Source organism: Gaetbulibacter aestuarii, from assembly GCF_039537665.1.
Classification (GTDB): Bacteria; Bacteroidota; Bacteroidia; order Flavobacteriales; family Flavobacteriaceae; genus Gaetbulibacter_A; species Gaetbulibacter_A aestuarii.
This window is the reverse complement of sequence record NZ_BAABAY010000001.1, coordinates 357,122-377,776: the sequence shown is the minus strand read 5'-3', so window position 1 is coordinate 377,776 and position 20,655 is coordinate 357,122. Positions and strand designations below refer to the sequence as shown.

The following is a 20,655-nucleotide window of genomic DNA, read 5'->3' as shown; positions in this document are numbered from 1 at the left end:
TTTGTTATGCGTAGTAAGAGATACCAAAACAAACAGTAATCAACCGATTAGGTTTTGATTCATTTTAATTGAATATTCCAATGAGCGAAGAAAGTAAACGACGAGAAGCCCTTATATATCATGCCAAACCCATACCGGGGAAAATAAAAGTTGTTCCAACAAAAAAATATTCCTCTCAGAGAGACCTCTCACTGGCTTATTCTCCTGGTGTGGCAGAACCATGTAAGGAGATTGAAAAAGATAAGAACAAAGCGTATAAATACACAGCTAAAGGAAATTTAGTAGCTGTGATCTCTAATGGTACCGCCGTCTTAGGTTTGGGCGATATTGGTCCGGAAGCCTCCAAACCGGTTATGGAGGGAAAGGGATTATTGTTCAAGATATTTGCAGATATCGATGTATTCGATATTGAAGTAGATACCAAGGATATTGATAAGTTTGTTGAGACCGTTAAAAATATTGCACCAACTTTCGGCGGCATTAATCTGGAAGATATCAAGGCTCCGGAAGCCTTTGAAATAGAACGTCGCTTAAAAGAAGAATTAGATATTCCGGTGATGCATGATGATCAGCATGGAACGGCTATCATTTCGGCGGCAGCCTTATTAAATGCCTTAGAATTAGCTAAGAAAAAAATAGAAAAGGTAAAAATAGTAATTAGTGGTGCAGGGGCAGCTGCCATTTCTTGCTCACGATTATACCAGGCCTTCGGAGCTAAGCGAGAAAATATGGTGATGCTCGATAGTAAAGGGGTGATTCGTAATGACCGCGAAAATCTATCAACTGAAAAAGCAGAATTTGCTACCAGTAGAAAGATCGATACGCTTGATCAGGCCATGAAAGATGCCGATGTGTTTATCGGTTTGTCTATGGCGAATATTGTATCGCCTGAGATGTTAAAATCTATGGCTAAGAACCCGATCGTTTTTGCTATGGCCAATCCAGATCCTGAGATAAAATACGATCTGGCAATTAAAACGCGAAAAGATATTATTATGGCCACCGGCCGTAGCGACCATCCTAATCAGGTAAATAACGTACTTGGTTTCCCATTTATTTTCAGAGGAGCTCTGGATGTTCGGGCCACCAAGATCAATGAGGAAATGAAAAAGGCCGCTGTAAAAGCGCTGGCCAAACTGGCAAAAGAACCGGTGCCGGAACAGGTCAATATTGCCTATGGTGAAACCCGATTAACTTTTGGTAAAGAATATATTATCCCGAAACCTTTTGATCCACGATTAATTGCTACAGTGCCACCCGCCGTTGCGAGAGCAGCTATGGAAAGTGGTGTGGCGCAAAAAGATATTACTGATTGGGAGAAATACGAAGACCATTTACTGGAACGCCTGGGATCTGACAATAAGATCGTGCGATTACTCCTTAATCGTGCACGATTGAATCCTAAGCGTGTGGTTTTTGCAGAGGCAGATCAATTGGATGTTTTAAAAGCAGCTCAGATCGTTCACGAAGAAGGTATTGCACATCCTATTCTTTTAGGACGAAGAGAAACGATTGAGGCCCTAATGAAGGAGATCGAATTTGAAGGAGATATTCCAATCATCGATCCCAAAACAGAGGAAGAAAATGAAAATAAAGACCGTTATGCCAAAGTATTTTGGGAACAGCGTAAACGCCGCGGTGTAACCTATTATTCGGCCCAGCGCCTTATGCGTGAACGGAACTATTATGCCGCCATGATGGTAAACGAAGGCGATGCCGATGCTTTGATCTCAGGGTATTCCCGAAGTTATCCGTCAGTTGTAAAACCAATGCTCGAGTTAATCGGGATGGCCAAAGGCGTTTCAAGAGTGGCAACAACCAACCTGATGATCACGAAACGAGGACCGATGTTTTTAAGTGATACTTCAATAAATATTGATCCAAGTGCCAAAGATCTTGCAAAAATAGCTCAAATGACAGATAAGGTGATGCGAATGTTCGGATTGAATCCGGTAATCGCTATGGTGTCCTATTCTAATTTTGGCTCTTCAAAACATGAGCGTGCCACTAAAATGCGGGATGCTGTTGAATTCTTACATAAGCATGTTCCGGATATGGTAGTCGATGGCGAATTACAAACCGATTTCGCCTTAAATGATGATATGTTGAGAGAAAAATTTCCGTTTTCGAAGTTGGTTGGAAAAAAGGTGAATGCGCTTATTTTCCCGAATCTCGATGCCGCAAACATCACTTATAAGTTATTGAAAGAATTAAATGAAGCAGATTCCATAGGCCCAATTATGATGGGAATGCGCAAACCTGTTCACATCCTTCAATTAGGAGCCAGTGTGGATGAAATTGTGAACATGACGGCTATTTCAGTAATTGATGCTCAACAAAAAGAACGCTGGGAGCAAGAAAAGAATGCTTCAAAATAAACAGTTAAATATTTTTATTACATTTCGAAATAATCCATTTCAATAAATGATTACGCACATACAGGGAAAACTCACTGAAAAAAATCCTACCCATGTGGTTATAGATTGCAACGGGGTAGGTTATATGATAAACATTTCATTGCATACTTTTTCTAAAATTCCCGATGCTGAAAACTTAAAATTATACACGCATCTCCAGGTCAAGGAAGATTCGCATACCTTATTTGGATTTTCCTCTGTGGCGGAGCGTGAAATATTTAGACTCCTTATTTCTGTAAGCGGCGTAGGTGCCAGCACGGCCCGAACCATGCTTTCCTCGCTAACTCCAAAACAGGTTCGAGAAGGTATTGCTACAGGCGATGTGGCCTTGATCCAATCCATTAAGGGTATTGGTGCAAAAACCGCGCAACGTGTTATTTTAGATTTAAAGGATAAAATTTTAAAGATTTATGATATTGATGAAGTTTCTCCTGTTCAGGGCAATACCAATAAGGATGAAGCGTTATCTGCTTTAGAAGTGTTAGGTTTTGCTAAGAAGCAAGCTGAGCGTGTCGTTGATAAATTCGTCGCTTCACAGCCTGATGCAGATGTTGAAACCATAATAAAACAGGCGCTAAAAAACTTGTAATTTATTTTGAAAATAACCAACCGGAATGCATGTAAATTAGCGAAACAACTTACGTTTATTTGTTTCGTCTTTTTTTATTCAGCCCTGAGTTTTGGGCAGCAGGATTCTATTCGGTCTGGTTATACTCAGGGAAGCATTAAAACCCCTGATCCCAAAAGCATTGAATCAAAATACACTTATGATCCGGTTACCAATAGATATATTTACACCGAAAAGGTAGGTGAATTTGATATCAGATATCCCGTAATTCTTACGCCAAAAGAATATTACGACCTTGTAGCCAAACAAAGTCTAAGTTCATACTACAAACAAAAATTATCTGCCTACGATGGTAAAAAGGAGGGTGCCGATGATGCTCAAAAGAACCTACTTCCGGAGTTCTATGTAAATTCCTCTTTTTTTGAATCCGTGTTTGGTGGAAATACCATTGAGATCATTCCGCAAGGATCTGTAGAAATGGATTTGGGTGTGTTGTTCTCAAAACAAGATAACCCGTCATTCTCACCTCGAAATCGTAGTAATTTTAGTTTTGATTTCGATCAGCGTATTAGTTTAAGTATGATCGGTAAGGTGGGAACACGCCTGCAAATTACAGCGAATTACGATACACAATCCACTTTCGATTTTCAGAATCTGATCAAATTAGAATACACACCTACAGAAGATGATATCATTCAAAAAATCGAAGTTGGTAATGTAAGTATGCCATTAAATAGTTCCCTGATAAGTGGTGCGCAAAGTTTATTTGGGGTGAAAACTCAATTGCAGTTTGGTAAAACTACGGTTACCGGTGTGTTCTCAGAACAAAAATCACAGTCCAACACGGTAGTCGCTCAGGGCGGCGGAACCCTGGAAGAGTTTGAACTTTTTGTTCGGGATTACGATGAAAATCGTCATTTCTTTCTAGCACAATACTTTCGGGATCACTATGATGAAGCTTTAAAAAGTTATCCTTTCATCAATAATAAAGGATTGCAAATTACGCGTATAGAAGTTTGGGTAACCAACCGAAGTAATCGGACTGATAACGTAAGGAACATTGTTGGACTGCAAGATCTTGGTGAAACCGACAAAGCTTACTCAGCAGTGAACGTTACAGGGGCACCTGGAGCTTTTCCTGCGAATGAAAACAACGGTTATGACCCGACTAATATTGGTGGAGCGGGATCACAAATTACCGATGCCATTCGGGATGTGGCAACCGTTAAATCGGGGATTTTAGTCCCTAATGTTAACGAAGGCTATGATTACGCCAGTCTTGAAAATGCTAGAAAGTTAACTGAAGGTCAGGAATATGTGTTAAACCGGGACTTGGGATATATTTCCCTTAATCAACGGTTGAACAATGATGAGGTTTTGGCCGTTGCTTTCCAATATACGGTAGGCGGTCAGGTGTATCAAGTGGGTGAATTTGCGAACGATGGTGTAGATGCGACCCAGGTAAGCACGAATACTTCCGGACAGGTAACGCAGGTAATTAACTCTAATTTAGTATTAAAACTTTTAAAGAGTAGCGTAACGAATGTAGACCTTCCGATCTGGGATCTGATGATGAAAAATATTTATGACACCGGTTCGTATAATGTTTCTCAAGACGACTTTAAACTCAATATTTTCTATAACGAAGCCTCTCCTTTAAACTTTATTTCACCGGTAAACAGTGATTTTCCGTTGGATATTAATGGCAATCCTGTTACTGGAACTACTCCGGAGAATGATCGCATACAGAATTCGCCTTTACTCCGGGTATTCAATTTAGATAAATTAAATTTCAATAATGATCCGCAAGCGCGAGGTGATGGCTTTTTCGACTTTGTGCCGGGCATTACCATTTTACCACAAACAGGTAAAATTATTTTTCCGAATGTCGAACCCTTTGGTAAATATCTCTACGATATTTTAGGTGGAGGCGGAACTTATGACGATCCCACAAGTTACAACGACAATCAGAAGAAATATGTTTATGAGACATTGTATAGTAGTACAAAAACGGCAGCCTTAGAGGAAGCTGAAAAAAATAAATTCAAACTTAAAGGGCGTTATAAGAATACAGGAGGTAATGGTATTCCGATAGGAAGTTTTAATGTACCGCGAGGATCCGTGCGTGTTACGGCAGGTGGACGTGTTTTGGTTGAAGGTGTTGATTACGTGGTGAACTACACACAAGGGACTGTGGAGATCCTGGATGAAGCTTTGAAAGCTTCGAACACACCTATTCAGGTTTCTACTGAGAACAATGCGGTATTTGGTCAACAAACCCGGCGCTTTACCGGATTGAATGTAGAACATAAATTCAACGATAATTTTGTGCTTGGGGGGACGCTTTTAAATTTGAACGAACGCCCAATAACACAAAAAGCAAACTACGGCACAGAACCTATAAATAATACCATTTTTGGGTTGAATGGCAACTTTTCTACCGAAGTGCCTTTTTTAACGAGACTCGTAAATAAATTACCCAATATTGATACCGATGTGCCATCGAATTTATCCTTACGAGGTGAATTTGCATATCTGTCGCCCGGAGCACCGAAAGGCACAAATTTCAACGGTGAAGCAACCTCATATATTGATGATTTTGAAGGCTCTCAAAATGGTATCGATCTGCGCTCGCAACAGGCCTGGTCGCTATCAAGTAGACCGGTTGGTATCGATCTGGATATTAATCCCAATGCTGATGACAACGGTATTCAAAATGGATATCAACGTGCCATGTTGAACTGGTATTCTATCGATCCTATATTTTACACAAGCCGACGTCCAAGTGATATTACTGATGAAGATCTTTCAAGTTTATATACCAGTAGGGTATTTATTAATGAACTTTTCCCGGAACGTGATCTTGTGCAAGGTCAAAACTCGGTATTATTCACTTTAGATCTTGCTTATTATCCTGAAGAGCGCGGGCCTTACAACTACGATCCTTCAGCAGCCGATGGTATTTTGGATAATCCGGAAGATAGCTGGGCTGGTATTACACGTCAGATAACGTCCACCGATTTTGAACAACAAAATGTTGAGTACATCGACTTCTGGTTACAGGATCCGTTCCAGGATAATCCAAGCAATCCCGGAGGAAAATTGATTTTCGATCTAGGAAATATTTCAGAAGATATTATCAAAGACGGTCGTAAACTATACGAAAATGGTTTGCCTAAAGATGGCGATGTTAGTTTGCTCCCTGTAACCTCCTGGGGAACTGTAGTACCTCAAAATCAATCTCTTATTTATGCCTTTGATACTACCGGACAAGAGCGTGTAAACCAGGATGTAGGTTATGATGGTTACAACGATGCGGAAGAAGCTGCCCAATTTGGTGCAAATTTTGGACCTGACCCATCAAATGACGATTACCAGTACTTCTTGAATGCCACAGGAAATATTTTCCAACGATACAAAAAATATAATGGTGTAGAAGGGAACACACCGGATACTTTCTCGAACACGGACCGTGGTGCTAACACCCAACCCGATGTGGAGGATATTAACCGGGATAACACCATGAATACCATTGATAGTTATTTTGAATATGAATTGGATTTGAATCCTCAGAATTTACCAACATCTCAGGCCGATTTTGAAAATCTTCCTGATAGTAACCCTATAAAAGAATTCCTTCGCGACTACAAGGAACGCCCTCGTGCCTTACCAAATGGCGAAACCCGAAATGTACGTTGGTATCAGTTCAGAATTCCTGTACAGGGGAGCCATGTAAAAGCTGTTGGCGGTATCAGCGATTTAAGATCCGTTCGGTTTACTCGAATTTATTTAAAAGACTTTGTTCAACCTACAGTTTTTCGTTTTGGAACATTGGATCTGGTGCGCAGCGATTGGCGTCGTTATACTCAGGCTCTGGATAAGAACGATCCCACACCAACCGATCCAGAAACCGATTTCTCCGTTGGGGTTATTGGAACTTTGGAAAATGAAGGAAGTTACCAACGACCACCGGGAATTGAACCGGAGCAACTGTATAACAATAACACGGTTGTAGATCAAAATGAACAATCTTTGGTTGTAAAGGTTTGTAATTTGGAGAGCCAGGATGCTAAAGGCGTGTTCAAGAATATCAGTATCGATATGCGTCAGTTTAAACGCCTCCGTATGTTCATGCATGCGCAATCGGGTGAACAAGGAACTTTGGGTAGTGATGAGCTGGTTGGTTTTATCCGTTTAGGGAACGATCTGAATAACAACTATTATCAAATTGAACTGCCGTTGCAGGTTTCGACATCTACTTCCCGTGAAGGCCTGTGGCCGGAAGCCAATGAATTTAATTTACCAATTGATTTGCTAGCTGAAATTAAAGCTATGGGGATTTCCGATGGAACTTTAACAAATGAAGAACCTACCTTTTATGATGTGATTGATGGAAAACCCGTACCAATTTCCGGGACTCAGTATGAGGGTTATGTGGCCGGTCGACATCGTATTGGTGTAAAAGGTAATCCGAATTTTGGTGATGTTCGAACGCTCATGATAGGTGTTAAGAATGCCACTAATAGAAATGATATTTGCGGAGAGGTATGGTTTAACGAATTACGCTTATCTGATATGGATAATCAGGGTGGCTGGGCCGCTGTAGTGAGTATGGATTCGAATATTGCAGATTTTGCCAATATTAGCGCTACAGGACGTCAAAGTACTTCCGGGTTTGGATCTTTGGAACAAGGCCCTAGTCAGCGAAGCTTAGAAGATGTAAAACAATATGATGTTGTAACGAATCTAAATTTAGGACAGTTGCTTCCTAAGAAATGGGGCTTGCAAATACCTTTCAACTACGCACAGAGTGAAGAACTCGTAACGCCTAAATACGATCAGTTCTATAAAGACCTTACCTTACAATCGCGTCTGGATGCTGCTAATTCAGTGCAGGAAAAAGAAACGATCAGGCAGAACTCAGAAGATTATACGAAAAGGCAAAGCATAAATTTTATTGGTGTAAGAAAGAACAGGACCACGGAAAAGAAGGCACGCTTTTATGATGTAGAGAATTTCACTTTCAATTACTCTTATAATAAAGTAGAGCATCGTGATTTCGAGATCCAAAATTCATTGGATCAGAATGTGCGATTAGGGGCAAATTATGCCCATAATTTCAGTCCGGTTACCATTGCTCCTTTTAGAAAGAACGATTCTATTTTTAATGGAAAATATTGGCGTTTATTAAAAGATTTCAACCTTAATTTACTGCCTACAAGCTTTACCGTAAATACCGATCTGAAAAGACAGTTCAACAAGCAGAAATTCCGTGAAATTGATCTTGGTGGAGATAATATAGGTATTGATGAATTATTCAGAAGGAACTACACCTTCAATATGCAATACACGATCAATTATAATATCACTGAAGCCTTACAATTGAACTTCACCGCATCTAATAATAATATCGTTAGAAATTACTTTAAGGACAATATTATAAATGGAGAACAAGACCCGGATTTGGATATTTGGGATGGTTTCTTTGATTTTGGAGATCCTAACCGACAATCGCAAAATCTGGGAATAACGTATCAAATTCCTATTGCCAAGATCCCGATATTCAATTTTATTAGTAATGCAACATACCAGTACAGCGGTAGTTTCCAATGGCAAAAAGGTTCTGATCTTTACGGTAATTTAGAGTTTGACGGTCAGACCTACGATCTGGGACACACGATTCAAAATGCCAACACCCATAATTTCAATACCTCGCTGGACATGAACCGTTTTTATCGCACGATTGGTTTGGTGAAAAAGCCCACGCGTCGTGTTAGTGTAAAATCAAAGGACGGTGATTCAAAAGAAGTTCAATCCACCAAAACCTCAAATGGTACGGGAACCAAAATACTTAATGCGGGTATTGATGTTTTAACCAGTATAAAAAGAATTCAATTAAATTATTCTGAGAATAGCGGAACCTATTTACCGGGTTATACACAATCTCCGGGATTTATAGGTACTTTAAAACCAACTCTGGGATATACCTTTGGTAGTCAGACAGACGTCCGATATCTGGCGGCCAGAAAAGGCTGGCTTACTTTGTTCCCGGAATTCAATCAACAATATTCCGCAACAAATACCAAGCAATTCGACTTTTCGGCAAACCTACAGCCGGTTCAGGATCTGAAAATCGATCTTGTTGGCAATCGTGCCTATTACGAAAATTATACAGAGAATTACCGCGTAAACAATGTAGGTGGAACATATCAGTACCAATCATTAACCCCAAACACCTTTGGTAATTTTAATATTTCAACGGTATTGATAAAAACAGCTTTTAGTAAAAGTGATGAAACATCAAGCGATGCTTTTGATTCGTTTAGAGCTAACCGTTTAACCGTGGCGCGTCGTTTGGCGGCCAAAAACGGTGCCGATATTAACGATGTAGATGCCGACGGGTTCCCTAAAGGTTTTGGTAAAACCAATCAGGCGGTGTTATTGCCTGCGTTCCTTGCCGCATATACCGGGCAAGATGCCGGACAGGTTAATCTTGGAGCTTTCAGGAATGTTCCTATCCCAAACTGGGATTTGAAATATACCGGATTCATGAGATTCAATTGGTTTAAAAAACGTTTTAAAAGGTTCTCGTTAACGCACGGTTATCGTTCCACATACACCATAAATCAATACCAATCCAATCTAAATTATAATCCTATAGATTTTTCGGTAGCTTATGATAATCAGCCTAACAATGTATTGGATCAATCCGGAAATTATAAGAATGAAAGGTTATTCACAAATATCAATCTGGTGGAAACATTTAGTCCTCTGATGCGAATTGATATGGAAATGAAAAACTCTGTGAAGATCCTGGCGGAAATTAAAAAAGACCGCATGCTTTCACTTAGTTTTGATAACAATTTACTTACTGAAGTATTGGGTAATGAATATACGTTGGGCTTGGGTTATCGTATTAAAGACCTGCGGATTCGTTCAAAACTTGCCGGACCTCAAAAACGGATTGTAAGTGATTTGAATATGAAAGCTGATATTTCTGTTCGGGAAAATAAGACGATCATCAGGTATTTGGATTTGGAGAATAATCAGGTGACCTCCGGACAAACCATTTGGGGTTTGAAATATTCTGCAGATTATGCCTTCAGCAAAAATTTAACAGGTATTTTTTATTTTGATTATTCCTTCTCAGAATACGCTATTTCTACGGCTTTCCCACTTACAACAATCAGGTCTGGAATTACCTTGAGATATAATTTTGGTAATTAAACATATTCTATTTGAATTTAAGTTTTGAATAGATACATTTGCCAATAACTTTTTATTTAGAATAACATGACAATACCAGCAGATTTAAAATATACCAAAGACCACGAATGGGTTAAAATTGAAGGCGATGTAGCCACTATAGGTATTACCGATTTTGCTCAAAGTGAATTGGGTGATATCGTTTATGTTGAAGTAGAAACTGTAGATGAAACCTTAGATGCCGAAGAAATTTTTGGTACTGTTGAGGCGGTAAAAACAGTTTCTGATCTATTTTTACCACTTTCAGGAGAAATTACGGCTTTTAATGAATTATTGGAGGATGAACCTGAAAAGGTAAACACAGATCCTTACGGTGAAGGCTGGATGATTAAGGTGAAGTTTTCCGATGCTTCTGAGGTAGATAATCTGCTTTCTGCTGATGCCTACAAAGAACTTGTAGGTGCTTAACAAAGGCCTCTTTGTTTTTACCTTAAGCTATACCATAGCTTTACTATCGGTAAGTTTAATGCGTTTAACCAACGTACCCGATTTGGGCGTTGACTTTGGTGATAAGATCTTTCACTTTTGCGCCTATGTTGTTTTGAGTATGTTATGGTTTTACACGTGTTTTAGATATTTCAATTTAGATCGAAACAAAGCGCTCACCATAGCAGTTCTTGGAGCAATTATTTTTGGTATAATTATTGAAGTATTACAGAAGGTATTAACGGATTACAGAGCCTTTGAAATTTATGATGCTCTTGCAAATACTTTAGGCGCTTTGCTTACAGCATTTATAATGAAAGTAAAAGCTAAAAAACAAGTTAAAAAGATATAATCTCTTGCTTTTTTAGTAAATAAATAGTTAAATTAGCAATCTTGATAAACGATATAATATGGAACCTAAGAAAAACCCGAAAGCAAATGTTGGACGTAACAGTTCGCTATATTTTGCAATTGGTTTAGCGTTAATGTTATTCATAACGAATTACGCCATCAATTACAAAACATATGATAAGTCCAATATCGATATTGGACAAGTGAACATGGACCAACTGGATGAAGAGGATGTGCCAATTACAGAACAATTACAAACCCCTCCACCACCGCCACCACCACCGGCAGCTCCGGAAGTAATCGAGGTTGTTGAAGATGATCAGGATGTGGAAGAAACCGTAATCGAGTCTACAGAAGCAGATCAGGAAACTGAGATCGTTGATGTAGAGGATGTACAAGTAGATGAAGTAGAGGAAGACGTTGAGGTTCCCTTTGCAGTAATTGAAAATGTACCGGTTTTCCCAGGTTGTGAAAACGAACAAGGCAACAATGCTAAAAAGCAATGTATGTCTGAAAAGATTCAAAAATTCGTTACCAGAAACTTTAATACAGAATTAGCAAGTGATTTAGGTTTAACGGGTAGACAAAGAATCAACGTAATTTTCAAAATTGATAAAAACGGAAATGTAACCGGTGTGCGTTCAAGAGCACCACACCCCGGATTAGAAAAAGAGGCAGCACGTGTTATTAACATGCTTCCTAAAATGAAGCCGGGTAAACAACGTGGTAAGGCGGTAACTGTACCGTACTCTTTACCAATTGTATTCCAGGTTCAAGATTAAATAGACTGAATAGACTGAATTCTATAGATAACCCCGGAGTTCGGCTTCGGGGTTATTTTTTTGGCTTATTTTTAGAGAATTTGTATTTAAAGTGAGAAATCCCGTTACAAACTGTAGCGGGATTCCTTTTTGGTATGCTTGTTGTGGTTTTATCAAAATATTAACAAATAATCTTCAAATATTATGAAAAAACAAAACAATGGTTACGACATCACTCGGCAAAGTGATGAAACTGTAACACGTTCACAAAAGCACGATGTAAATTTACAAAAAAACAGTACGCTCTATTTTCAAATAGGATTGATCCTTTGCTTGCTCATGACCTTCGGACTTTTAGAAATGCGGTTTGAAACTAAAACTCCCGAAACCATAATTAATTATGATACTGTTGAACCGGATTATACCATTATGCCAACCGTTATTATTGAAAAGAAGCAACCAAAAATGGAGATGTCCAAAAAAGAAGAACCTAAAAAGTCGACTCATTTTACAACGGAACCTAAAAATACCGCAACTGATACACCGCCTGTTTTAGATCCGGAACCTGAAGGCCCTATTGCAGAACCTAACCTTGATGGATTAGAGAAAGAACCTACCGACCCTGTTGATGTTCCTTTTATCAGTGTTCAACAAGTTCCTGTTTACCCGGGTTGTGAAAAGGAATCCACAAACGCGGGTCGCCGCCAATGTATGTCGGATAAAATCACCAGACTAGTTCAGAAAAAATTTGACACAGATTTAGCTGAAGGCAGGGGACTTTCAGGGCGACAAGTAATTTATACGCAATTCACTATCGATAAAACGGGTCATGTAACCAGTATAAAAACTCGTGCCCCACATCCTGATCTCGAAAAAGAGGCAGAACGTGTTATTCAACTTATTCCTGATATGCAACCAGGGAAACAACGCGACACTAATGTAGGGGTTGTTTATGCGTTACCTATTGTTTTTCAAGTTCAGAATTAGAGACAAATAAAACATTTAATTAAAAACCATTATTCCTGTTGGGTGTAATGGTTTTTTAATTTCTGTTTTAAAACAAAACTTTAACTAAATTCGAAGGATTTATAAAGCATTTGCATTGGTCAAATTACTGTAATGAAGTATCTTTGCACTCGCAATACAAAAACGCCTTAGTAAACACTGATTTGGGTAGATCAAGAACGAGCATAGAGAATCCGTCTTTAATTTACGATTTTAAAGAAATAACAAAGATGCGCCTGGCTATTAGTGTGGTGTTCTCATCGTTGGCCGGATATCTTCTAGGAGTTGACGTGGTGAATATGAAAACCTTGATACTTTTAGCGCTAGGGGGTTATTTTATGGTAGGCGCTTCTAATGCGTTTAATCAGATCATTGAAAAAGATCTGGATGCCAAAATGGATCGTACCAAGAACCGACCTATTCCCGCAGGTCGTATGTCGGTTACTACAGCTTTTATCATTGCTACTTTATTCACTATAGCAGGTGTAGCCATTTTGTATACCATCAATAAGCAAACCGCCATGTTTGGGGCTATTTCAATATTTTTGTACACCTGTGTTTACACGCCCTTAAAAACCATCACGCCATTAGCGGTTTTTGTGGGTGCCATTCCGGGAGCCATTCCTTTTATGCTTGGTTGGGTAGCGGCAACAAATGATTTTGGTATTGAACCCGGAACCCTATTTGCGCTCCAATTTTTCTGGCAATTTCCACATTTTTGGGCGATTGGCTGGTTTTTGTTTGAAGACTATAAGAAAGGAGGCTTTTTTATGTTACCAACCGGAAAGCAAGACAAGGGTACAGCAGTTCAGGTGATGATGTATACCATTTGGACGATCCTCGTTTCAATTCTCCCGGCGTTCGGTTTCACCGGAAAACTCCACCTTTCTATTCCTGCCGTAATTGTTGTATTTGCACTTGGTTTGGGCATGCTGTATTACGCGATTCAATTATTTAATAAAATGACTGAAAAAGCTGCGAAACAATTAATGCTGGTTAGTGTATCATACATTACCCTGGTTCAGATTGTTTATGTAGCCGATAAATTTTTAAGTTGATTATGGATTTAACACAAGGAACTCAAGAGGAAAAACACAACAGAGCAAAAAAGATGATGCTCTGGTTTGGGATTATTTCATTGGTCATGTCCTTTGCCGGATGGACGAGTGCATACGTGGTTAGCAGCACGCGCCCCGACTGGTTAAATGATTTTCAATTACCTGATGCCTTTATAATTAGTACCGTACTTATTTTAACGAGTAGTCTTACTTTATTTTTGGCACAACGTTTAATGAAACAAGGTAAAAGGCAACAAACAACGCTTTTATTACTTGTAACTTTTGTTTTAGGAATATTCTTTATTGTAAATCAATTCCGGGGTTTTTCTGAAATAATTAATGCAGGATATAATTTTACGGGTCCTACCAGTAACGTAACCATGTCTTATGTGTATTTGATCGCTATGGTGCATATCTTGCACGTGATTGTTGGTTTAATTTGTTTATTGGTAGTAATTTATAATCATTTTAAACAAAAGTATCAACCAACGAAAATGCTTGGTTTTGAACTTGCAGCAACCTTTTGGCATTTCGTTGATATCCTGTGGTTATACCTCTTTTTGTTTTTATATTTCTTTAGATAAATAAAATGATTATTTTTGTGCAACTTTTAATTACAACTTACAACCTTTCAATATGAGTACTACAGTTTTAAATACTGGAACAGAAGGCAAAACCTGGGGTGGCGGAAATCAGCCGCTACATGCCAGTTACGGTAAGATGATGATGTGGTTTTTTATCGTTTCTGATGCATTAACCTTTTCCGGATTTTTAGCAGCGTATGGCTTTTCAAGATTTAAATTTATTGATGCCTGGCCCATACCAGATGAGGTGTTTACCCACGTTCCGTTTTTTCACGGACAGGAACACCCCATGATCTACGTGGCCTTTATGACCTTCATTTTAATAATGTCTTCCGTAACTATGGTATTAGCTGTAGATGCAGGACACCACTTGAACAAGGCTAAAGTAACATTCTATCTATTCTTAACCATTATTGGTGGTTTAATCTTCGTAGGTTCTCAAGCGTGGGAATGGTCTACATTCATTAAGGGAGATCATGGTGCGGTGGAAACTCGAAGTGGTAACATTTTACAATTCGTCAATACCGAAGGTGATCGTCTGGCTTTAAGTGATTTTGTTGTGGCAAAAGATTCACCTCGGGAACGCCTTGATAGACAAGACGGACTTTGGTTTATGTCTGAAGGCTCTTTACCTACTTACACGTTAAGCGAGGTTATTGAAGGTTTAGAAGCTCATCCTGATATTTTAGTAAGAACTCAGGAATTAACAGATAAAGGCCATTCTAAAGTGGTGCTCTCCAGAGCAGAATCATTAAAAATGGTTAAAGAAAATGGAAAAGGTGTCGTTGAAGGAGCTAACCTTTACCACAATGAATATGGTTCACCTTTATTTGCAGATTTCTTCTTCTTTATAACCGGATTCCACGGATTCCACGTATTTTCAGGAGTGGTAATCAACATTATTATCTTTTTTAACGTGGTTTTAGGTACTTACGAAAAACGTAAGAGCTATGAAATGGTTGAAAAGGTTGGATTATATTGGCACTTTGTAGATTTAGTTTGGGTATTCGTATTTACCTTCTTCTATCTTGTTTAATTTCGGATAATAGCAAAAAACATGGCACACGAACATAAATTAGAAATTTTTAGAGGACTACTAAAATTCAAGTCCAATACACAAAAGATCTGGGGTGTTTTAATCTTCTTATCTATTGTTACAGCTATAGAGGTTACTCTTGGTATTTACAAACCGGACTCTTTAATGGGTTTATTCCTGGGGATGAAATTATTAAACTGGATATTCATTGCCTTAACTATTGTAAAAGCATACTATATTACCTGGGATTTCATGCACATGAGAGATGAAACCAAAGCTTTAAGACGCATGGTGATATGGACTGCAGTATTTTTGATCATTTACCTTGTTTTCATCTTACTACAGGAAGGTGGTTATATTTTCAAAGTTTGGGATGAAGGCTATATAACACATGATTTTTAACATCTTGTTAGGACAAAATATAACACAAAAGACGGTTCAATTAGGCCGTCTTTTTTTATTTTTGCATTGAAAAAAAATGGGCCGTTTATATGAAGAATAAAAAGCTTGGCAGATATATCATTCTAGGAATTTTATTTTTTCTTCCGGTTACGTTTTTACTGCTTTTATATCCCGCTACGCATAACTACACGCCGCTTGATATTGTTAATACTCAAGTTAGGGAATTGCATGGTTTTACCTCTGATGACGATAGTCCTGTAGAATTAAAAGGCCACATTACCGTTATAGGATTTTTAGGTAGTGATCCTGTTGATAACAACATGCTCGCCTTAAATGTAAAAGAGCTGGTGTATGAGAAATTCAAAGGTTTCAAAAGCTTTCAGGTGATTTTTTTAGCGCCTGAGGGAACGGAAAATCAAATTGAAGATGTACGGAGAGAAATTAGCTCGTACGAAAATTTAAAGTACTGGCATTTCGCTTTTGGAAATCCTGAAACCATTCGAAATTTTTATCTTAGTCTTAAAAGTGAAACTGACCTTCAGCCGGATCTGTCCCTGGATGATGTGTTTATTATTGATCGCGATCTCAACCAACGCGGCCGGATAGATGATCGGACAGATAGAGAAATGAAGCAAAACAAGCCCCTTTATGGACTTTCAGGCTACAATGGTATAGAAGTAGCAGATATTAAAAATAAAATGAGTGACGACATGCGTATTCTATTTACCGAATACCGTCAGAAACGTAAAGGTGAATTCAATTCTGAAATTCGCCGTGCTAACGATTTAAAAAAATAAGACATGTCAAAAAAAACAAATTATTCCTATATCGGAATTGCCTTCATTATCTTGGTTTTTGGAATCATTTTTATTCCTGAGATCGTGAAAAGAATTTCAAATGATGATGTCACCCGAAAGGAAAGCAGAACAGATTATTCAAATGAACATAAAGCTAAATCTGATCTGTCGTATGTTGAGATCAATGGAAAAGCCAGAAAAGTTCCTCCCTTTTCGTTTACAAACCAAAACGGGAAGACCATTACGAATGAAGATTATTTGGGTAAGGTTTATGTGATAGAATTTTTCTTCACAACGTGCCCCAGTATATGTCCAAAGATGAATCGAAACCTGGTTCAGGTTCAAAATAGTTTTAAAGGTTTTAAGAATTTCGGTGTAGCTTCTTTTACTATTAATCCGGAACACGATACGCCGGAAGTACTTAAAGAATACGCAGATCAATATGGAATTACCAACCCGAACTGGAACTTACTCACCGGAGAAAAAGATTCCATTTATAAATTAGCCAATGAAGGTTTTAATATTTATGCCGGCGAAAACCCAAATATAGCAGGAGGTTTTGAACACTCCGGTAACTTTGCGTTAATTGATAAGGAAGGTTTTGTGCGTTGCAGAAAAGATGAATTTGGTAATCCCATCATATATTACCGTGGCATTACTTCAGAAGATGAAAAAGTAGATGAAACCGGCTCCACAGAGCAAATAAGTGCTTTAAAAGAAGACATAAAAAAACTACTGAATGAATAAAATCATTAAAACCGAGAATGATGAGAAATACAACAAGGTAATTGTTCTCTTATCAATAGCTATTCCATTAGTTGTAGCCATTTTATTTGGTGTTCGAATCGATGTTGATTTACCCGTTTTTCTGCCGCCAATTTATGCATCTATCAATGCCGCAACGGCTCTGGTATTAGTTCTGGCCTTTATGGCTATCCGAAATAATAAAATAACGCTTCATAGGCGTTTAATGAAATTTGCTATTGCTTTATCGGTGGCATTTTTAGTAATGTATGTGGCATATCACATGACGAGTGATTCTACGAAATATGGCGGTGAGGGCGTGCTCAGATACATTTATTTTTTCATCTTAATAACGCACATTTTATTGTCTATTGCGGTAATACCGTTTGTGTTACTTACCTATGTGCGAGCAATCACGAACAATTTTGAAAAGCATAAAAAAATAGCAAAAATTACCTTTCCGCTTTGGTTGTATGTAGCGGTTACCGGAGTATTAGTGTATATTTTAATTTCGCCCTATTATTCCACGTCATTTTGAGTCTCCAAACTTTTTTAAAAAAGTGTAAAATTCTTTGTTACTGAAAAAGTTTGAAATAGGTGTTTCCAGTACAAAGGCCACTTTGTAAAGCGTTAATAGTGACACATTACGATGTCCGGACTCTATAGCATTATAACCACTTTTGAAAAAACCACAGCGTTTTGCAACTTCGTTTTGTTTCAGTTTTTTCTCGAGCCGTACGGCCCTGATGCTCTGTCCTAGCGATTTCAATATAGCCTCTTGAGGTAATTGTTTCACTGTTCGTTAATTTTGATTAAACATTAGGTTTATGATAAATTTGGTAAAGTAAGGTACAAAAAAAATTGACGTAAATATCTAATATACAGTAACTTTTGCCGATAAATAATGTAATTTTTGAAAAGGTGATGGAATGAATTTATAAAAAAGTTGAATTGAATTTTAAGATCATTATTTCAGTGTCACATTTTTATGGTTTACCTTTGCAACCAGAAATCGATTCCTTTATGAAACGTAAAATCATTCTTTTTCTTCTTATGGCCTTTCTTCAGTTTACGGCTAGTGCCCAGTGTGCTATGTGCCGCGCTGTTTTAGAAAGTGAGCAAGGGCAATCTGCCGCCAAAGGTATTAACGATGGTATTGTATACTTAATGTCGGTGCCTTATATCCTTATGGCCGGGCTTGGAATTTTCATTTACAGAAAGTACCGGACACGTTAAAATATTAATAAAAAATTTGTCACGTAAATCTGTAACCTTATATTGGGTTTAGCTACTAATCAATAAATTCTTTTGGTGTGTTAGAGATTACCAATTTACACAAATCCTATCCTATAGGTGATTCCAGTTTACATGTATTAAAAGGTATTAACTTATCTGTTAAGGAAGGTGAAATGGTAGCCATCATGGGGTCTTCCGGCTCAGGAAAATCCACTTTACTCAACATTATCGGGATGCTAGATGAAGCCGATTCCGGTTCTTATATTCTGGATGGCCTGCCCATTAAAAACCTCACCGAGAAAAAAGCGGCACTTTATCGCAATAAATTTCTGGGATTCATTTTTCAATCGTTCAACCTTATCAATTATAAATCGGCATTGGAAAACGTGGCGCTTCCGTTGTATTATCAGGGCATGAATAGAAAGGAACGTCAGGAAAAAGCCATGTTTCATCTGGAAAAAGTAGGTTTGGCTGATTGGGCAACACACCTTCCAAAAGAACTTTCCGGAGGTCAAAACCAACGTGTGGCCATAGCGCGCGCTCTGGCCGCCAACCCCAAACTATTACTCGCTGATGAACCTACCGGAGCCGTGGATAGCAAAACTTCTTATGAGATTATGGATTTCATTCAACAATTGAATGATGAAGGAAAAACCATTCTCATGGTTACTCACGAAGATGACATTGCCCATATGTGCAAGCGTATTGTGAATTTAAAGGATGGTGTTATTTTAGAGGATGCTGTGATAGAACAAGTAAGAGCGAAGCAACATGTTTGATCTGGACCTTTGGCGGGAGATATTTCAGAGTATCAATAAAAACAGGACACGAGCCATCTTGTCCGGGTTTACTGTGGTATTCGCGATTATGTTGTTTACCATTCTTTTTGGTATTGCCAATGGTCTTGACAATAACTTTCAAAAACGATTTATTCAAAGATCTGAAAATGCGATTACTTTTTATACGGGAACCACTTCAAAACCATATAAAGGATACCAAATAGGTAGACAAATATTCTATTATAATGATGATGCCAGGTATATTAAAAAAGAGTTTCCAAACGATATTCAGTATATCTCGGGAACCTTAAGAAGAAATTACAATATTTCTTATAAAGAAAAAAAAGGAGAATATTCAGTAATGGGTATCGATCCGGATTACCAGTTTTTACAAAAGGCCAAAATTTTAAAAGGGCGGTTTATTAACGACAGGGATATATTAAATAGAAGTAAATACATTATTATTGGAAGGCTTGTAGAATCTGATTTGTTCGGAAAAGAATCTGCTTTGGGTAAATATGTTAATTTGGAAGGAGTTGCTTATAGGGTTGTCGGTGTGTATTCGGATGACGGAGGCGATAGTCAGGAACGGATCATTTATGCTCCTTTAACTACCATACAAAAACTCTACACAGGAGATAATAAATTAGGAACTATAATGGTGGGTTATAAGCCGGATTTGTCAGTCGATCAGACTATAGCCCTGGTTAATAGGATTAAGTCGAAATTAAAAAACAAAAATAGTGTTGCACCTGACGATCAGCGGGCTATACGTGCCAGCGATAGGATTCTTACGGAAAAAAAGCGTCAGGATAATTTTTCCTTAAGCCTAAGAATTTTAATTCCTATTATTGGATTTGGAACTCTTATTGCCGGTATTTTGGGTATCAGTAATATTATGATCTTTATAGTCAAGGAACGTACTAAAGAAATAGGTATTCGTAAAGCCCTGGGTGCAACACCTAGGTCTATCGTTTCGATCATTTTGTTAGAAACCATTTTAATCACTACTATTACCGGTTACTTGGGACTCGTTATCGGCGTTAGTATTTTAAAAGGTATTGGACCGAGCCTCGAGCGCTATTTCATTTTGGATCCTGGTGTTAATATTTCTATCGTATTTACAGCAACTATTGTATTAATCATAGCAGGTGGCATAGCAGGTTTCATACCCGCAAAACGTGCCTCAAAAATAAAACCTATTGTCGCTTTAAGAAATGATTAA

The 20,655-nt window shown here is 38.2% G+C and carries 18 protein-coding genes; 17 read left to right on the top strand and 1 reads right to left on the bottom strand.

Annotated features, from left to right (window positions below):
• Positions 1-80: 80 nt before the first annotated feature.
• From ABD682_RS01585 to ABD682_RS01520, 14 genes are all read left to right on the top strand, one after another.
• Positions 81-2,378 carry an NADP-dependent malic enzyme gene (locus ABD682_RS01585; protein WP_344738282.1) on the top strand — a complete coding sequence of 766 codons (2,298 nt, stop codon included), beginning with the start codon at positions 81-83 and terminating at the stop codon, positions 2,376-2,378.
• 46 nt (positions 2,379-2,424) lie between these two features.
• Complete coding sequence (gene ruvA / locus ABD682_RS01580) at positions 2,425-3,006, top strand: Holliday junction branch migration protein RuvA (protein WP_344738280.1); 582 nt, start codon at positions 2,425-2,427, stop codon at positions 3,004-3,006.
• Between the two features lie 6 nt (positions 3,007-3,012).
• On the top strand, positions 3,013-10,212 hold the full coding sequence (gene sov, locus ABD682_RS01575) for a T9SS outer membrane translocon Sov/SprA (protein ID WP_344738278.1): 7,200 nt from the start codon (positions 3,013-3,015) through the stop codon (positions 10,210-10,212).
• A gap of 66 nt (positions 10,213-10,278) precedes the next feature.
• Entirely contained in the window at positions 10,279-10,659 is a 381-nt protein-coding gene (gene gcvH / locus ABD682_RS01570) for a glycine cleavage system protein GcvH (RefSeq protein WP_344738276.1), read from the top strand.
• On the top strand, positions 10,652-11,029 hold the full coding sequence (locus ABD682_RS01565; RefSeq protein ID WP_344738274.1) for a VanZ family protein: 378 nt from the start codon (positions 10,652-10,654) through the stop codon (positions 11,027-11,029). The genes gcvH and ABD682_RS01565 overlap by 8 nt, the downstream gene beginning before the upstream one ends.
• Positions 11,030-11,087: 58 nt before the next feature.
• Positions 11,088-11,810, top strand: a complete 723-nt coding sequence (locus ABD682_RS01560; RefSeq protein ID WP_344738272.1) for an energy transducer TonB — start codon at positions 11,088-11,090, stop codon at positions 11,808-11,810.
• Between the two features lie 183 nt (positions 11,811-11,993).
• The gene (locus ABD682_RS01555; RefSeq protein WP_344738270.1) at positions 11,994-12,776 is read left to right on the top strand and encodes an energy transducer TonB; all 783 of its coding nucleotides are present in this window, start codon (positions 11,994-11,996) and stop codon (positions 12,774-12,776) included.
• Between the two features lie 182 nt (positions 12,777-12,958).
• On the top strand, positions 12,959-13,852 hold the full coding sequence (cyoE, locus tag ABD682_RS01550) for a heme o synthase (RefSeq protein WP_344738268.1): 894 nt from the start codon (positions 12,959-12,961) through the stop codon (positions 13,850-13,852).
• Positions 13,853-13,854: 2 nt separating this feature from the next.
• Positions 13,855-14,436: a cytochrome c oxidase subunit 3 gene (locus ABD682_RS01545; RefSeq protein WP_344738266.1), complete on the top strand. Its 582-nt coding sequence runs from the start codon at positions 13,855-13,857 to the stop codon at positions 14,434-14,436.
• 52 nt (positions 14,437-14,488) lie between these two features.
• Positions 14,489-15,472, top strand: coding sequence for a cytochrome c oxidase subunit 3 (locus ABD682_RS01540; RefSeq protein WP_344738264.1), 984 nt, complete (start codon positions 14,489-14,491; stop codon positions 15,470-15,472).
• A gap of 21 nt (positions 15,473-15,493) precedes the next feature.
• Positions 15,494-15,874, top strand: a complete 381-nt coding sequence (locus tag ABD682_RS01535; RefSeq protein WP_344738262.1) for a cytochrome C oxidase subunit IV family protein — start codon at positions 15,494-15,496, stop codon at positions 15,872-15,874.
• An 89-nt stretch (positions 15,875-15,963) separates the two neighbouring features.
• Positions 15,964-16,671, top strand: coding sequence for a hypothetical protein (locus ABD682_RS01530; RefSeq protein WP_344738260.1), 708 nt, complete (start codon positions 15,964-15,966; stop codon positions 16,669-16,671).
• Between the two features lie 3 nt (positions 16,672-16,674).
• Entirely contained in the window at positions 16,675-17,418 is a 744-nt protein-coding gene (locus ABD682_RS01525) for an SCO family protein (protein WP_344738258.1), read from the top strand.
• Positions 17,411-17,953, top strand: coding sequence for a DUF420 domain-containing protein (locus ABD682_RS01520; protein ID WP_344738256.1), 543 nt, complete (start codon positions 17,411-17,413; stop codon positions 17,951-17,953). Before ABD682_RS01525 ends, ABD682_RS01520 begins: the two co-directional genes overlap by 8 nt.
• Here the strand turns inward: ABD682_RS01520 and ABD682_RS01515 are convergent.
• The gene (locus ABD682_RS01515) at positions 17,945-18,211 is read right to left on the bottom strand and encodes a helix-turn-helix domain-containing protein (RefSeq protein WP_344738254.1); all 267 of its coding nucleotides are present in this window, start codon (positions 18,209-18,211) and stop codon (positions 17,945-17,947) included. The genes ABD682_RS01520 and ABD682_RS01515 overlap by 9 nt on opposite strands.
• Before the next feature lie 227 nt (positions 18,212-18,438).
• On the opposite strand from ABD682_RS01515, the gene ABD682_RS01510 reads away from it, so the two are divergent.
• The 3 genes from ABD682_RS01510 (at position 18,439) to ABD682_RS01500 (ending at position 20,655) form a co-directional block, all read left to right on the top strand.
• Positions 18,439-18,651 carry a hypothetical protein gene (locus ABD682_RS01510; protein ID WP_344738251.1) on the top strand — a complete coding sequence of 71 codons (213 nt, stop codon included), beginning with the start codon at positions 18,439-18,441 and terminating at the stop codon, positions 18,649-18,651.
• 77 nt (positions 18,652-18,728) lie between these two features.
• Positions 18,729-19,430, top strand: a complete 702-nt coding sequence (locus ABD682_RS01505) for an ABC transporter ATP-binding protein (RefSeq protein ID WP_344738249.1) — start codon at positions 18,729-18,731, stop codon at positions 19,428-19,430.
• A complete protein-coding gene (locus ABD682_RS01500) occupies positions 19,423-20,655 on the top strand; it encodes an ABC transporter permease (RefSeq protein ID WP_344738247.1) in 1,233 nt (410 codons plus the stop codon). Before ABD682_RS01505 ends, ABD682_RS01500 begins: the two co-directional genes overlap by 8 nt.

What these genes read in the sequence shown, in the direction of transcription:
- ABD682_RS01585 (WP_344738282.1), top strand. Translation starts at nt 81, where the DNA reads ATGAGCGAAGAAAGTAAACGACGAGAAGCCCTTATATATCATGCCAAA.
- ruvA (WP_344738280.1), top strand. Translation starts at nt 2,425, where the DNA reads ATGATTACGCACATACAGGGAAAACTCACTGAAAAAAATCCTACCCAT.
- gcvH (WP_344738276.1), top strand. Translation starts at nt 10,279, where the DNA reads ATGACAATACCAGCAGATTTAAAATATACCAAAGACCACGAATGGGTT.
- ABD682_RS01560 (WP_344738272.1), top strand. Translation starts at nt 11,088, where the DNA reads ATGGAACCTAAGAAAAACCCGAAAGCAAATGTTGGACGTAACAGTTCG.
- ABD682_RS01555 (WP_344738270.1), top strand. Translation starts at nt 11,994, where the DNA reads ATGAAAAAACAAAACAATGGTTACGACATCACTCGGCAAAGTGATGAA.
- ABD682_RS01545 (WP_344738266.1), top strand. Translation starts at nt 13,855, where the DNA reads ATGGATTTAACACAAGGAACTCAAGAGGAAAAACACAACAGAGCAAAA.
- ABD682_RS01540 (WP_344738264.1), top strand. Translation starts at nt 14,489, where the DNA reads ATGAGTACTACAGTTTTAAATACTGGAACAGAAGGCAAAACCTGGGGT.
- ABD682_RS01535 (WP_344738262.1), top strand. Translation starts at nt 15,494, where the DNA reads ATGGCACACGAACATAAATTAGAAATTTTTAGAGGACTACTAAAATTC.
- ABD682_RS01530 (WP_344738260.1), top strand. Translation starts at nt 15,964, where the DNA reads ATGAAGAATAAAAAGCTTGGCAGATATATCATTCTAGGAATTTTATTT.
- ABD682_RS01525 (WP_344738258.1), top strand. Translation starts at nt 16,675, where the DNA reads ATGTCAAAAAAAACAAATTATTCCTATATCGGAATTGCCTTCATTATC.
- ABD682_RS01520 (WP_344738256.1), top strand. Translation starts at nt 17,411, where the DNA reads ATGAATAAAATCATTAAAACCGAGAATGATGAGAAATACAACAAGGTA.
- ABD682_RS01510 (WP_344738251.1), top strand. Translation starts at nt 18,439, where the DNA reads ATGAAACGTAAAATCATTCTTTTTCTTCTTATGGCCTTTCTTCAGTTT.
- ABD682_RS01500 (WP_344738247.1), top strand. Translation starts at nt 19,423, where the DNA reads ATGTTTGATCTGGACCTTTGGCGGGAGATATTTCAGAGTATCAATAAA.